At 67.5% G+C, this 14,109-nt stretch carries 14 protein-coding genes; 4 read left to right on the top strand and 10 right to left on the bottom strand.

What is annotated here, in order from left to right; all coding sequences use genetic code 11:
• The first annotated feature begins 20 nt into the window (after window positions 1-20).
• A complete protein-coding gene (locus FB559_RS38535; protein ID WP_141962541.1) occupies window positions 21-1,457 on the top strand; it encodes a helix-turn-helix transcriptional regulator in 1,437 nt (478 codons plus the stop codon).
• Window positions 1,458-1,543: 86 nt separating this feature from the next.
• Window positions 1,544-2,509 carry a glucosyl-3-phosphoglycerate synthase gene (locus FB559_RS38530; protein ID WP_221640654.1) on the top strand — a complete coding sequence of 322 codons (966 nt, stop codon included), beginning with the start codon at window positions 1,544-1,546 and terminating at the stop codon, window positions 2,507-2,509.
• Window positions 2,510-2,515: 6 nt separating this feature from the next.
• On the opposite strand, the gene FB559_RS38525 is transcribed toward FB559_RS38530, so the two are convergent.
• The 6 genes from FB559_RS38525 to FB559_RS44335 all read right to left on the bottom strand — a co-directional run bounded on the left by FB559_RS38525 (window position 2,516) and on the right by FB559_RS44335 (window position 7,559).
• Window positions 2,516-3,775, bottom strand: coding sequence for an MCE family protein (locus tag FB559_RS38525; RefSeq protein ID WP_141962539.1), 1,260 nt, complete (start codon window positions 3,773-3,775; stop codon window positions 2,516-2,518).
• Between the two features lie 166 nt (window positions 3,776-3,941).
• Window positions 3,942-4,448, bottom strand: coding sequence for a S26 family signal peptidase (locus FB559_RS38520; RefSeq protein WP_221640653.1), 507 nt, complete (start codon window positions 4,446-4,448; stop codon window positions 3,942-3,944).
• On the bottom strand, window positions 4,445-6,280 hold the full coding sequence (locus FB559_RS38515; RefSeq protein ID WP_221640652.1) for an ABC transporter ATP-binding protein: 1,836 nt from the start codon (window positions 6,278-6,280) through the stop codon (window positions 4,445-4,447). Before FB559_RS38515 ends, FB559_RS38520 begins: the two co-directional genes overlap by 4 nt.
• Window positions 6,281-6,814 (bottom strand): peroxiredoxin family protein, encoded by a 534-nt coding sequence (locus tag FB559_RS38510; RefSeq protein WP_141962537.1) that lies wholly within the window; start codon window positions 6,812-6,814, stop codon window positions 6,281-6,283.
• Window positions 6,814-7,320, bottom strand: a complete 507-nt coding sequence (locus FB559_RS38505; protein WP_141962536.1) for a MauE/DoxX family redox-associated membrane protein — start codon at window positions 7,318-7,320, stop codon at window positions 6,814-6,816. The genes FB559_RS38510 and FB559_RS38505 overlap by 1 nt, the downstream gene beginning before the upstream one ends.
• A 71-nt stretch (window positions 7,321-7,391) precedes the next feature.
• Window positions 7,392-7,559, bottom strand: coding sequence for a hypothetical protein (locus tag FB559_RS44335; RefSeq protein WP_185792677.1), 168 nt, complete (start codon window positions 7,557-7,559; stop codon window positions 7,392-7,394).
• A 769-nt stretch (window positions 7,560-8,328) separates the two neighbouring features.
• Between FB559_RS44335 and FB559_RS38500 the strand changes: the two genes are divergently transcribed.
• A complete protein-coding gene (locus FB559_RS38500; protein WP_141962535.1) occupies window positions 8,329-9,558 on the top strand; it encodes an acyl-CoA dehydrogenase family protein in 1,230 nt (409 codons plus the stop codon).
• 223 nt (window positions 9,559-9,781) lie between these two features.
• On the opposite strand, the gene FB559_RS45080 is transcribed toward FB559_RS38500, so the two are convergent.
• Together FB559_RS45080 and FB559_RS45075 are read right to left on the bottom strand one after the other, a co-directional pair.
• Window positions 9,782-10,051, bottom strand: a complete 270-nt coding sequence (locus FB559_RS45080; protein WP_221640651.1) for an integrase core domain-containing protein — start codon at window positions 10,049-10,051, stop codon at window positions 9,782-9,784.
• A gap of 41 nt (window positions 10,052-10,092) precedes the next feature.
• On the bottom strand, window positions 10,093-10,368 hold the full coding sequence (locus FB559_RS45075; protein WP_221640650.1) for a hypothetical protein: 276 nt from the start codon (window positions 10,366-10,368) through the stop codon (window positions 10,093-10,095).
• A 923-nt stretch (window positions 10,369-11,291) separates the two neighbouring features.
• On the opposite strand from FB559_RS45075, the gene FB559_RS46365 reads away from it, so the two are divergent.
• Window positions 11,292-11,423 carry a hypothetical protein gene (locus FB559_RS46365; protein ID WP_281286353.1) on the top strand — a complete coding sequence of 44 codons (132 nt, stop codon included), beginning with the start codon at window positions 11,292-11,294 and terminating at the stop codon, window positions 11,421-11,423.
• Window positions 11,424-11,813: 390 nt separating this feature from the next.
• On the opposite strand, the gene FB559_RS38490 is transcribed toward FB559_RS46365, so the two are convergent.
• Both FB559_RS38490 and FB559_RS38485 read right to left on the bottom strand, forming a co-directional pair.
• The gene (locus FB559_RS38490; RefSeq protein ID WP_141962534.1) at window positions 11,814-12,341 is read right to left on the bottom strand and encodes a cupin domain-containing protein; all 528 of its coding nucleotides are present in this window, start codon (window positions 12,339-12,341) and stop codon (window positions 11,814-11,816) included.
• A 14-nt stretch (window positions 12,342-12,355) separates the two neighbouring features.
• Window positions 12,356-13,984 (bottom strand): long-chain fatty acid--CoA ligase, encoded by a 1,629-nt coding sequence (locus FB559_RS38485; protein WP_141962533.1) that lies wholly within the window; start codon window positions 13,982-13,984, stop codon window positions 12,356-12,358.
• Between the last annotated feature and the right edge of the window lie 125 nt (window positions 13,985-14,109).

Genomic DNA, 14,109 nt, shown 5'->3' with positions numbered 1-14,109 from the left:
AAAAAGAAGAACCGCTGAACTTGACGAATGGTCTAGACCTTGTGACGTTCGGTCAGCGACTGCGTCATCTTCGTAAGGTTCACGGCTACACCCTGTCTGACCTGGGAAAACGTGTCGGCAGGGCGCCTTCGCAGCTCTCGCTGCTGGAGAACGGCCGGCGCGAGCCGAAGCTCTCGCTGCTCCAGGGGCTCGCCACCGCCCTCGAGGTGCCGATCGAGGAGCTCCTGCGCAAGCAGCCCCCGAACCGGCGTGCCCAGCTCGAGATCGCGATCGAGGAGGCCCAGCGCGACCCGCTCTACCAGAGCCTCGGCCTGCCGCACCTGAAGATCGGCAAGCGGGTGCCCAATGACGTGCTCGAACACCTCCTCGCCATGTACGACGAGGTCAGGCGGAGCCGCACCAAGCCGACCGCGAGCCCCGAGGACGCGCGGAAGGCCAACGCGGAGCTGCGCCAGCAGATGCACGAGCGCGGCAACTACTTCGGTGAGATCGAGGAGAGCGCCGCCAAGACCCTGGAGGCCGTCGGCTACCGGGCCGGTGCGCTCTCGCAGGGCATGCTGCTCGCCCTCGTCACCTACTTCGGCTTCACTCTTCGCTACGTGCAGGATCTGCCGCGCTCGGTGCGGTCCGTCACGGACCTGCGCAACCGGCGGATCTACCTCGAACGCCAGCAGCTCGGCATGCACACGCCGCGCACGATCCTCCTGCAGACCCTCGGTCACATCGCCCTCGGCCACGCGGTGCCCAAGGACTTCGGCGACTTCCTCCGCCAGCGGGTCGAGGCCAACTACTACGCCGCCGCGACGCTTCTGCCCGAACGGACCGTCGTGCCCTATCTCCAGGAGGCCAAGGCCGACCGGGAGCTGTCCATCGAGGACCTGTGCGACGTCTTCTCAGTGTCCTATGAGATGGCCGCGCACCGCTTCACCAACCTGGCCACGCACCACCTCGAGCTGCCGGTGCACTTCACCAAGAACGACGAGAGCGGCACGATCTACAAGGCGTACGCCAACGACGGGCTGATCTTCCCCTCCGACGAGCACGGGGCCATCGAGGGGCAACGGATGTGCCGCGAGTGGGCCGGGAGGCACGTGTTCTCGGCCGACGACCGCTTCTCGATCTACTACCAGTACACCGACACGCCGACCGGCACGTATTGGTGTCTCTCTCACATCGACCCGAGCCACGAACGCGAGTTCGCGATCACCCTCGGCGTCCCGTTCGAGCACTCCCGCTGGTTCCGCGGCCGCGAGACCAACCGGAGGGTCAGGTCCGCCTGCCCGGACGGCGACTGCTGCCAGCTGCCCCCGGCCGATCTCGCCCAGCGCTGGCAGGGCTACGCGTGGCCCTCGGCCCGTGCGCACTCCCACGTCCTGGCCGTTCTGCCGCGCGGGGCGTTCCCCGGAGTGGACGAGGCGGACGTGTACGCGTTCCTCGACCAGCACGCGTCGGGATGACGTTGCCTGCGTGTGACGTTGCCGAAACGGCGGTGAAACGGCGGCGGGGGTCAATGGCCGAGTCGCAAAAACGAGAGGGGGACCCGTTGCTGCCTCAGGTCCAGGAATGGCTGCGCAACCGCATGAGCTCGGCTGCGGACTGGCCGGTCGACAAGCTGCTCGCGGCGAAGGGTGACACGACGGTGAGTGTCGTCCTGCCCGCACGGAACGAACGCGAGACGGTCGGTGAGATCGTCGGCGCGATCCGCCGTGACCTCGTCGAGAGCGCGCCGCTCGTGGACGAGATCGTGGTCATCGACTCCCGGTCGGTCGACGACACCGCCGAGGTGGCGGCGGCCGCCGGAGCCCGGGTGGTCGCCCAGGACGCGGTGCTGCCCCAGCTCCCACCGATGTCCGGCAAGGGAGAGGCGCTGTGGAAGTCGATGCACGTCGCGCGCGGTGACGTGATCGTCTTCGTGGACGCCGACCTGCGCGAGTTCTCGTCGTCGTTCGTCACCGGACTGCTCGGCCCGCTGCTGACCGACCCGTCCGTCCGCTACGTCAAGGCCTGCTACGACCGCCCGTACGTCAGCGGCGGCACGACCGTGGCACACGGCGGCGGCCGGGTGACCGAGCTCGTCGCACGGCCTTTGATCAACATGCACTGGCCCGTGCTGGCGGGAGTCCTCCAGCCTCTGTCGGGCGAGTACGCCGGCCGGCGCGAGGTGCTCGAACGCCTGCCCTTCGTCACCGGGTACGGCGTCGAGCTCGGCATGCTGATCGACGTGCTCGAACTCGCCGGACTGGACGCGATCGCCCAGGTCGACCTCGGCGTACGCCTGCACCGGCACCAGTCCGCCGAGGCGCTCGGCGGCATGTCCGGCCAGATCATGCAGACCGCGTGGTCACGGCTCGAACGGCAGGGCAGGGTCGTACGGCTGGAGCCGCCGTCCACCACGCTGACGCAGTTCCGTCGCGACGGAGACGGACACGAGGTGCGGACCAGCAGCGTGGCGGTCGACGAGCGGCCACCGGCGATCGTGGTGCCGGACTACGTCGGCTCGACGGTCTGACCCGGCTCAGTTGCCCGGCGGGGACAGGATCCCGCCGAACGTCGGGTCCGGGTTGGTGCGGGCGGTGCTCTTGCCGCTCGTCCCCTGCGCCGGGGCGTTGCCGCCGTACGCGTCCGCGGGCGGCGGCACGACGTCGTACTGCGTCGTCGCCGTCGTCAGTGACGACGCGTCCAGGCTCAGCTTGCTCAGCGGGATGCCGAGCGCGTTGAGCGGCTTGAGCAGCGTCTCGCACTGCTTGGGCGGGGCGCCGAGCGAGTAGGCCAGCGAGCACAGCCACATCGCGATGTTCTGTGACTGCTGCAGGTTGAGGCGGGCGTGCAGGGACCCGTCCTGGGGGTCATAGACGCTGAGAGCGTTGGACGCGGCGACCGGCGCCTTGTCCAGGAACTGCTGCAGCGCGGCCTTCTCCTTGACCAGGACCCCGGTGATCTGGGCGAGCCCCTGGACGTTCGCGGCGATCTCGGACTTGTTCTGCTTGACGAAGCCTGCGACCTCGCGCAGCGCCACCGACAGGCTCTTGACCGCCGCCCGCAGCTCGGCCTTCTCGCCGTTGAGGGTGCTCGAGACCGAGGCGAGGTTCTGGGAGAACGAGCGGATCTGACGGTCGCTCGCGGCCATCGCCTGGGTGATCTTGGCGAGGTTCTGGACCGTCTGGGTGGCGTTGCCGCGGTTGTCCGACAGGACCCGGCTGACGTCGGACAGGTCCTGGAGGGTCTGCTTGAAGTTCTCGCCCTGCCCGTCGACGGTCTGCGCGCTCGTCGAGAGGAGCTTGGACAACGAGCCGTTGGCGTTGGCGCCCTGCGGGCCGAGGGCCTTGGTCAGGTCGTTGACCGCCGAGTTGGCGTCGTCGAGCTCGACCGGCACGGCCGTGCTGGACAGCGACAGCGTGGCGCCGTCCTTGAGGGCCGCGCCACCGCGGTAGACCGGCGTGAACTGGATGTAGCGGTCGGCGACCAGGGACGGCACGATGATCACGGCCTGGGCGGTGGCCGGCACCTTGTGCTCGGCCGTCCACGCCATCTTGACCTCGACCATGTTGCCCTTGGGCGTCACCTTGGTGACCTTGCCGACCTTGACGCCCAGGATGCGTACCTCGGTGCCGGGATAGACGCCGGTCGCCCGCTCGAAGTAGGCGGTGACGTGGGTCTGTGGTCCACCGGGCCACAGAATGGCCGTCAACGCGGCGACCATGACGACGGCGAGCAGGAGGGCGCCGTACGTCAGCGCGCGGGGAGCACGGGCATTTCGGCCACGGAGCAGACCCACTCAGGCTCCCAATCTTCAGAAGTGACCCCGGAATCACAGGGCGAGGCGCGCAATAAGTTACCACTTACGCACCTGTGCCGTCACTGACGGTTGGAAACTTATCAATCAAGACAGGCTCTTCGCCGGGGTACGGCTGCCTTGGGCGCGCCTGGACTGGTTCCGGGCGTTAGGCGTGATGCTCGCGCGCTCGCTCGGAGCCCGGCTCCACCTCGGCCACGCCTGATCGGGGCAGGTGCCGGATCATCACGCCCACCAGCCGCTCACGGCGTACGAAGCCGTAGTGGCGTGAGTCCCAGCTCGTCGCACGGTTGTCGCCGAGCACCACGACCGACCCGGGCGGCACGACCGTGCCGGCTATCGCGTCGAGGTCCGGGTCCTCCCACTCGGCGGGCAGCCGGTCGCCCGGCACCGCCACGGCCCGTTTGAGGAGGAGTTGGCGGTGGCCTCGTGCGGTCACCGGTGCCCGCCCGCTCGGGAGATCGGGGAACTCCAGGACGACGATCTGGCCCAGGCGGACCCGTTTGGTCCTGCGTACCAGGACGCGGTCGCCGGATCGCAGCGCCGGTTCCATGCTCGCGCCGTCGACGACGGTGACGAGGAAACGACGGCGAAGCGTCAGCACCAGCAGCCCGGCCGCCAGCAGCGACCCGATGACCGGGACGACGATGGTCACAGCGCCTCCTGGTATCCGGCGGCCTGGAGCCGGAAGAGCCGGGCATAGCTGCCGTCGGCGGCGAGCAGGGCGTCGTGCGACCCGTGCTCGGTGATGCGGCCGCCGTCCAGGACCGCGATGTGGTCGGCGTCACGGACGGCGCTGAGCCGATGGGAGATCAGCAGGCTCGTACGGCCGCCGCGGTGTTCTCGCATCCGGGTGTGGATCTCGTGCTCCGCCTCGGGATCCAGACCGGAGCTGGGTTCGTCGAGGATCATCAGATCCCGGTCGTTCCGGACGAAGGCGCGGGCCAGTGCGAGGCGTTGCCACTGCCCGCCGGACAGGACGACGCCCGTCACCGGGTCGTCCTTGTCCGTACCGACGACGAAGATGCGGCTGAGCAGGGTGGCGTAACCCCGGGGCAGCGTGGTGAGCCTGTCGTGGATCCCCGCACGGCCGGCCGCCTCCTGGAGCCGTCCTGGGTCGCCCAGCGCGGTCAGGTCGCCGATGGCGATGTTCTCCTCGGCCGTCATGTCGTAATTCATATGGTCCTGGAAAACGGCGCTGATCCGTTCGCGCAGGAGCGCGGGAGGGATGTCCCGCAGATCGACGCCATCCCAGAGGATCCGTCCTCGGGTCGGGTCGTACATCCGGCACAGGAGCTTGACGAGCGTGCTCTTGCCCGCGCCGTTCAGGCCGACGAGCGCGACGGCGCGACCGGAGGGGATCGTGAGGCTCACCCCCCGCAGCACCCAGGGGTGGTCGTCGCTGTAACGGAACCACACGTCCCGCAGTTCGATGCCCTGCCGCAACCGCGGGGGAACTCCCTGTCGCGCTTGGGGGAGATCGGACTCGGCCCGGACCACGGCGACATAGTGGGTGAAGGCCAGCAGCCTCGCCTGCCCGCCGGAGATCGCCGCGGTCAGCGTCGACAGGGCGGACTGCACGCCGATGACGGCCGCGAGGAACATCGAGACGTCCCCGATGCTGAGCGCGCCACGCCGGGCCGCCGTGATCGCCCACCACAGGCCGACACCGGCCACCGTCGCACTCAGTACTGTCAGCCCACCCTGCGTGCGGACCTCTCGAAGGTCCATCCGCCGGTTGGCCGCGTTGGCGCTGCGCCGTTCGTCCATCATCCGGGAGCGCAGGAACGCCCCGATGCCGAACAAACGGATCTCCGTGGCCGCGGCGACTCCGGTGAGCAGCTGGCTGTAGAAGAACTCTCGCCGGTAGAACTGTTCGATGCTCCATTCCATCGCCGAACGGCGCCGGGAGAGGAGCATCTCGGAGACGAGCGCTGGGATGGCGGCCGCGAGCACCACGATCGTCATGGGCGGACTGAGGATCAGCAGCGAACCGATGAACCCGGTGAGGGCGAGCACACCACCGAGAGTGCTGCCGAGGCCGTCCACGATCTCGGCGATGCGGGCGACGCCCTCCTGGGCGAGCCGGAGCCGGTCCTGGAAGGCCGGATTCTCGAAGTTACGCAGGCCCACCTGGCGTTCGGCCGCGGTGAACAGCTGTTCGGTCGCGGTCAGACCCGCCGACCGCCCGATCTGACCCCTCAGGTACTGGACCAGGACCGGGAGGGCGGCGGCGCCGAGTCCGGTGGTGATCAGTACGAGCGCCAGGCCGCCGACCGCGCCGTGCGGAGTCGTCAACCGATCGATCACGAGCTTGGTCGACCACGCGGTCGCGATCGGCGCCGCGGCCGCGGCCACAGTCGCCAGCAGGAACACCGCTACGTTCGCCGAGGCGGCCCGCCAGATGAGCGATACGGCCTCCGCGGCGGAGGCGCACAGCTCCCGTGCGCCGATCCGCAGGTCCCCGTCCGGGGCGGCGCTCAACACTCACCCCCGGCCGGCGACGCGGTCGTACGTGAGCGTGGGTAGTTCCTCGATCGTGGCCGCCGCGGCGGCGACCCTGTGGTCATCCCCGACCAGGTAGAGCGCCGGAGTCCAGGTGTTCTGGAACGCTCGCGCCACGGGTCCGCCGTCGAGGTCGGCCACGACGACCCGGGCGACCGGGGTGAGGGTCTCCACCAATTCGGCGTCGGCGCCGCCGACGACCGCCAGCATGTTCTCGCGGCCCGCCTGACGCGCGTGCTCGACGAAACGCGGAAGCATGACGTGGCATGCCTCACAGGCCGCGGAGAAGAATCCCACCGTGCCGGTCAAGGTGTCGTGGGACACCGGCTCACCGGTGGTCGTCACGGCGGCGAACTCGCCGATGGGCGAGCCTGGCCCCAGCGCGAACAGGGGCCCGGGATGCCGCCCGGACCGGTCGCCCTGCGCCCTCATCCGGCGCAGGATCCCGATCGTGAGCAGCAGGTTCAACACGCACAGCACACCGAGCAGCACGACGGCGGCGGCAAGGTAGGGCATCAAGAACTCCTCGCGAACAGATCGACGATGTCGTCGAAGGAGACGATCAGGATCGCCCCGATGAGACCGGCGGCGGCCGCCACCGCCAGACCGGCCGGCGGTGGGATCTGCTGGGGCGCCAGGCCACCGAGCGCGGCCATGAACGCCAACGCGGTGTTGCGGACCAGATGACGGGGGCCGACCGGCGTGCTGGACACTCCGAAGCATCGGCAGGGGGCATGCCGCCCGCGCCGGACGGCGACGGCGATGGCGGTAGTGAACGCGGCGAGCAGCACGAAGCCGAGCGCGAAGCCGTAGGAGGTCACCGGCGGGATCACCAAGAGAACCGGGGTCACCGCCTCCGCGACGACGACCACCATCGCCAGCGGCCGGACCAGGCCGGGTCTCACCGTCGCAAGCGCGGGCAGCGATCGTGCGAACCCGTCGAAGTCCCGCATCTTCGAGACCGCCGAGGCCACGAACACCAAGGCGATCAAGCTGGCACAACCCGCCCTCACGTATTCCATGCCTGTGTCTTCTCCTCGCCGGCGCCGGACGGCGGCGTCACACCACCGTCCGGCACGCTCTGACGGTCAGGTCAGCAGGTGCTTCTGACCTTGTCCCACTCACAGCCGGTCTGCGGGCAGCAGAAGCGGTACCAGTAGCCCGAGTGTCCTGCGGAGTTGCAGAAGTAGAGGCCCTGGCAGGCGGACGCGGTCGTCTGGGGAACGATCCGTTCGATCATGCGATCAATGAGACGGCTCATGACTTCTCCCTTTCGAAACATCATAAATAGAAAATGCGCCGGATAGGATGTACTGCCATTACCAAGCCTTCTTCAATGACCCCGCGGCATCACAACCTTTCGCGTACCGCGCCTATCCCGGAAATAGGGTGAACAACCCAGCACTATACCTATCTCTAGCGGAGAGGCAAGGGCTCGTAATGAGGAGATCGGTCGACCGTAAAGTGGTCTGTGACGTAGATCACTCAGCTCTACTGTAACGGCGCCGAATATGGCCGTTGACCTCTATCGATGCTCCATGCCGTCGCCCCCGTAGCGCGGTATGGTAAGCCGCATTCGCCCGGATGGTTTTTTGTATGTCGGCCTATCGCGTTCATCCGCTCCGGAGTTGAGTGGTCACCGCTCGCAGGGCAATCTGTTACTTGACAGATCGCCAATCGTCTGGCGATGGCCCCCGGGTGAACTCGGCCTTGTCCGGCGGCCTGAGGATGGCGGCCCGTCCGCCTTTGGTGCGCTTCAAGTGTCGGCGGGATAGATGCTCGTTCAACCTTCTTCTCCGGTCGGCAAAGTTCGACTTCGGCATTCAATTCGCTCGCCGGTGGATTACCTGGCGGGGCTACGAGGCGACGCCGTGATCTCGGCGGCATGGGCGGGCCGCTACTGGAGCCGCTCGACTGTGAATCCGGCCACGATGTTACCGCCGGTAACGCCTGGGGGGCTACGCTTAAGTGACAGCGAGTCCAATAGTCGGCCGGCCCGCTCCCTGCGGATCGGCCGAGACGGAGGAAACATGTCCGACGACGGCGCCTCGGCCTTCTCCCTCGAACTGCCCGAGGACATCCAGCAGGTCAAGGAATGGGTGCACGAGTTCGCCAAGGACGTCATCCGGCCGGCCGGCGAGGAGTGGGACGAGCGCGAAGAGACGCCGTGGCCGATCCTCCAGGAGGCGGCCAAGATCGGCCTGTACTCGCTCGACTTCTTCGCCCAGCAGTGGTTCGAGCCCTCCGGGCTGGGCATCCCGGTCGCCTTCGAGGAGATCTTCTGGGGTGACGCGGGGATCGGCCTGTCACTGGTGGGCTCCGGCCTGGCCGCCGTCTCGGTGGCCGCGACCGGTACGCCCGAGCAGACGGGGGAGTGGGTCCCGCAGATGTTCGGCACCGCCGATGACGTCAAGCTCGGCGCGTTCTGCGCCTCGGAGCCGGACGCGGGCTCGGACGTCTCGGCGATCCGTACCCGCGCCTCCTACGACGAGGCCAAGGACGAATGGGTCCTGAACGGCACCAAGACATGGGCCACGAACGGCGGGATCGCGAACGTGCACGTGGTCGTCGCCTCGGTCGACTCCTCCCTGGGCTCCCGCGGCCAGGCGAACTTCATCGTCCCCCCGGGCACGCCCGGCCTCTCCCAGGGCCAGAAGTTCAAGAAGCACGGAATCCGCGCGTCCCACACCGCCGAGGTGATCCTGGACGGCGTACGCGTCCCGGGCGCGTGCCTGGTCGGCGGCAAGGAGAAACTGGACGAGCGACTGGCCCGGGCCCGCGAGGGCAAGCGCTCCGCGGGCCAGGCCGCGATGCGAACCTTCGAGGCGTCCCGCCCGGTGGTAGGCGCCATGGCCGTGGGCATCGCCCGCGCCGCGTACGAGTACGCCCTCGACTACGCCCGCGAACGCGAGCAGTTCGGCCGCAAGATCGGCGACTTCCAGGCGGTCGCGTTCAAACTGGCCGACATGAAGATGTCGGTCGACGCGGCACGCCTCCTGGTCTGGCGCGCGGCATGGATGGCGCGCAACGGCAAGGACTTCGAAAGCGCGGAGGGCTCCATGGCCAAACTCCACGCCGGCGAGACGGCCGTGAAGGTGACCGAGGACGCCATCCAGGTTTTGGGCGGCAACGGCTACACCCGCGACTATCCGGTCGAACGCTGGCACCGCGACAGCAAGATCTTCACCATCTTCGAGGGCACGTCGGAGATCCAGCGCCTCGTCATCGGCCGCACGATCACCGGACTGCCGGTCCGGTAGCCTTTTCGCAGGTCAGAGGCATCGTCGGATGGCCACCTCTTGGGTTGAAGGCGGGTCACACGGCCATCGGCGAATGCCCGTCAGTCCTGATCGTTTCCCGTTGCTGCCCGGCCCCGTGCTGAGTTGGTGCTGAGAGCTAACCGTTAGCCATAGCGTCGGTGTGGGTGCCAAATATTGCGTCACCTCATGCGACCTGGGCGTATTCGGGTAAGAGGCCGCCGAGTCAGTCCCGTCGGGTGACCTTGATGTCGGCGTCGACCGGATCGGGCAGCGCTTGCAGCGGGCTGGCCTGGTTCAGGGCCCGGTGCGGGCGATGTTCATTGAAGTAGGTTTCGTACTCGGCGAGGACCGTGCGCAGGTGGCGTTCGTTCATGATGAGTATCCGGCCAAGAAGTTCGCGGCGTACGCTGCCAACCCGCCGTTCCATGATCGCGTTCATCCGAGGGGCCTGCGGTGCGGTGAGCACCACGCGGATGCCCTCGGTCGTGAACACCTCATCGAACAGCCGGGTGAACTTGCTGTCCCGGTCCCTGATCAAGATCGGAAGTCGCCGGCCCGATCACCCAGGTCGAGTATCAGGTTGCGGGCTTGCTGGGCGACCCAGCCGGCGGTTGGATGCGCCGTGACACCCAAGATGTGGACCCGCCGCGTGGCGTGCTCTTCCACGGCGAAGCAGTACATCCACGCGAGCATGACGGTCTCGGCGCTGAAGAAGTCACAAGCCAAGATTCCGGATGCTTGGGCTTTGAGGAACTGAGCCCAGGTCGGGTCGCTGCGCCGGGGCGCTGGATCGAAGCCGGCCTTCTTCAAGATCGCTCAAACGGTGGCCGGAGATACCTTCCGGCCCAGGCTGGCGATCTGCCCGGCGATGTGCCGGTACCCCCAGGCCGGGTCTCGGCGGCCAGCCGCAGCACCAGGGCTCGGATGGTGGGTCGGATCGGTGGTCGCCCTGGCCCGCGCTTGGGGTAGGTCCAACGTCGCTTCACAAGATCGGCATGCCAGCGCAAGAGCGTTCGTGGGGTGACGAACAGATTGTGCCGGCGGTGTCGCGGTAGCAGTCGCGCGAGCGCGGAAATGATCGCCCGGTCCGCCCACGATGGCCGAGGAGTCGCGACCTGGAGGCGGAGTACCGCGAGCTGATGACGCAGTACCAAGACCTCGGCGTCTTTCGACGCTCGTGATCGGGCGAGCAGCGCGATCCAGCCGAACACCCGTAAGACGATCAAGTACAACAACCGCAGCGCCATCCTGCGATCCTGCCGGAGCCGAGCCACCACCACAGCGAAACCCCAGATCAGCCCCTGTGACACGATATTCGGCACCCACACCGATATTTCCTCGTGAACTATGTTGAGGGTGCGCGGTAGTCACGTGGAACCGGGTGGCCTGATCCGTATTGGTGCAGGCGAGTAGAGAGTATGAGTTCAGCGGCGAGGTGACTAACCTGCGATCGAAGGTTTATTCCTGTGTGGCAGATGACCAATATTGCGTCACGTGCGTGCGCGGCCTCCCGCTGGATGGGGTGCTGGTCAGGCTGGGCGTTGCCGGTCAGGAGTCACATCCGCAGTACATGCCGGTCGAGGCGGTGCAGCACTTCGGTCATGGCGTCCGGTCCTGCGTGTACACGTCGGCGGTGATTGGACTCTCCTGCTTGAGGTCGATCCTAACCTCGCCGACGAGGTGTTTCAGGTTGAACACTTTCCCGCCTGTCTGTTGGAACTGAGGCGATCTGCGTGCAGAAGCTGCTGGACAGCACGGCCAAGGCCACACATGCGCGCGACGGGGAAATCCTGGCCACCTACATTGACTGGGACTTCGCGCCGGCGAAGGGAGTGAACCCTGGTCGCCTCAATTGGGCGTTGTAGGAAGTCGGATTCTTTCACGATGAGAGCGATGACTTCGATGATTGGAACTCTGCAGAAATGGTATTGCTGGCGGTTGAGAGGGAATTCGGTGTAGACGTGTCCCCTGACGTGGTCAACGGGCCCCTGCCGACGGTGAGGATTCCTGGATGGAATGCCCCGCAACCAGTGCCGCAGATTCTGCAGAAGAAACCGGGCTCTCCGGAGCGCCCGCGGCGACGAATTAGTGAGGCTGCGCGTGATGACGATCGGGGCGGCCGCCGCGGCCCTTCACCCGCACCGCCTGGTCGGGCCACCAACGCGACACCTGGACCGCTGGGCAAGGCCGGCTGGGACGATGCGCTGGATGAAGCAAGTGCTGGAATGTCCCCGGCTGTCGTGGGCCGATGGGCGTTAGCGCCCGGCGCCGATGAGGACGTAGCACATGAGTGCCGGTGTGTCGCTCTTGTTGTGCCATGCGTGGCGGGTGCCTTGCTGGACCACGAGGGTGCCGGGGACGAGTTTGACTTCTTTGCCGTCGTCGAGTTCGAGGTGAAGTTCACCTTCGAGACAGATTCCGTAGTCGATGCTGTCGGTGGTGTGCATGCCGGGGTTGTCGGGCTCGAACACATCGAGCAGGCCGGGGAGTTTTTCGGCTCCCTCAGCGGCGATGGCCTCGGGGTCACCGGCGGGTTCGGAGGAGTGGGGGGCGAAGCGGAGGAACAGGGCACGGGTGCCGCCGGGGCCGGGGAAGAAGGGGAAGACCTTCGGTTCTTGGGGTTCGGTGCCCACGGTGGTGCCGCCGTCGTCCGTGCCCCACATCAGGTAGAAGGTGCCGGGGAACGCGGCGATGGTGGTGGGGTCGGCGGGTTCGTCGGTCACGAACACGGAGGTGCCGTCGGCCTCACGGCCGGTGACGATCAGGCGGGGTTCGATGGTCATGGCGTCGTGCCCCTTCACTGCGCGGATCGCTGGGTGTCGGTGAGGTAGAGGGACCGGAGTCGTTGTTTGGAGAACTTCCCGGTGGCGGTCTTGGGTATCTCGTCGAGGAAGAACACCTGGTCGGGCAGCCACCAGGAGGCCACGCGGGCGCGGGCGTGATCGCGTACGGTCTCGGCGGTCAATGTGGCCCCGGGCCGGGCGACGACGTAGGCCACAGGTCGTTCGCCCCATTTGGCATCGGCGACGCCGATAACGGCGGCTTCGGCGACATCAGGGTGGTCCATGATGGCGTTCTCCAGCTCGACCGAGGAGATCCATTCACCTCCCGATTTCACGAGGTCCTTGGTGCGGTCGACGATGCGTATGTAGCCGTGGTCGTCGACGGTGGCCACGTCACCGGTGTGCAGCCAGCCATCGTCGGTGACCGCGTCTGCGACGGCCTGCGTACTGAAGTAGCGCGCGGCGATGGTGGGGCCGCTGACCTGCAGTTCACCGGGCGTACGGCCGTCCCAGGGTGCTTCGCGCCCGTCGTCGCCGACGACGCGGACCTCGGTGAGCGGGATGGCCGGCCCGGGCGTGGCCAGCAGTGCGCGTCGCTCCTCGCGCGTGTACCGGTCGTGCGCGGTGCCGATGCGGGAGGTGGTGACCACCGGGCTGGTTTCGGTCATGCCCCAGGCATTGGTCAGCGGCACGCCGATGGCGTCCTGGTACGCACGGGTGAGCGCCTCGTCGACCGCGCCGCCGCCGCTCACGATCTGGCGTACGGCTGACAGGTCGTGCTGGTCGAGCAAGGGCAGGAGTCCGCGCCAGACGGTGGCGACCGCGGCGCCGAAAGTGACCTTGTGGCGGGCGAGCATTCCCGCCAGTTCCCGTGGGGTCATCGCCGGTCCGGGGAGCACGAGGTCGGCCCCGCAGAGCATGGCGCTGTACGGCAGGCCCCAGGCGTTGACGTGGAACATCGGCACGATCGGCATGATCACGTCGCGTTCGTTGATGCCGAAGGTATCGACCATCAGCAACAGGGCGGCGTGCAGGACCACGGAGCGGTGGCTGTAGAGCACACCCTTGGGATTGCCGGTGGTGCCCGAGGTGTAGCACAGCGCGGCGGCGGTGTTCTCGTCGGTGACGGTGAACTCCCGCTCCGTGTCCTCGGCCCGGCCGAGACGGCCTTCGTAGTCGAGGATGCGGGCGTCGTCGGGGATCTCGGCGTCGCTTCCGTCGTCCATGACCAGCACCGCGCGCACGGTGGTGAAGGAGTCGACCAGGGGCCAGACGGCAGGCAGGATGGAGCGGTCGATGAACAACACGTCGTCGGCGGCGTCGTTGACGATATAGGTGATCTGCTCGCCGAAGAGCCGGTGGTTGATGGTGTGCAGCACCCGCCCGGTGCAGGGCACCGCCAGATACAGCTCGACGTGCCGGTGGCTGTTCCACGCGAATGTGCCCACCCGGGCGTCGGCGGGTACGCCGAGCTCGTCGAGGACGGTGGTCAGGCGCCGCACCCGCGTACAGACCTCGGCCCATGTCATGGTCGTCTCGCCGCCGACGCGGCCTGACACCACGGTCTTGTGCCTGAAGTAGCGTTCGACCCGCCGGAAGACGTGCGGCAATGACAGCGGACGGTCCTGCATCAACCCGAGCATCCGTGGAGCACCTTCTCTCTCGGATACGCCGGCGACCGCCGGCAGGAATGGCGATAGCGCAGGCAGGTGATGGCGGTCATGTTAGGGCGCTGTCAATCTGCGGCTGAGGTAGGTATCGTCCACAT

The organism is Actinoallomurus bryophytorum (assembly GCF_006716425.1).
In the GTDB taxonomy this organism is placed as follows: Bacteria; Actinomycetota; Actinomycetes; order Streptosporangiales; family Streptosporangiaceae; genus Actinoallomurus; species Actinoallomurus bryophytorum.
The sequence above is the reverse complement of the archived record's forward strand: the minus strand, read 5'-3'. Positions and strand labels throughout refer to the sequence as shown.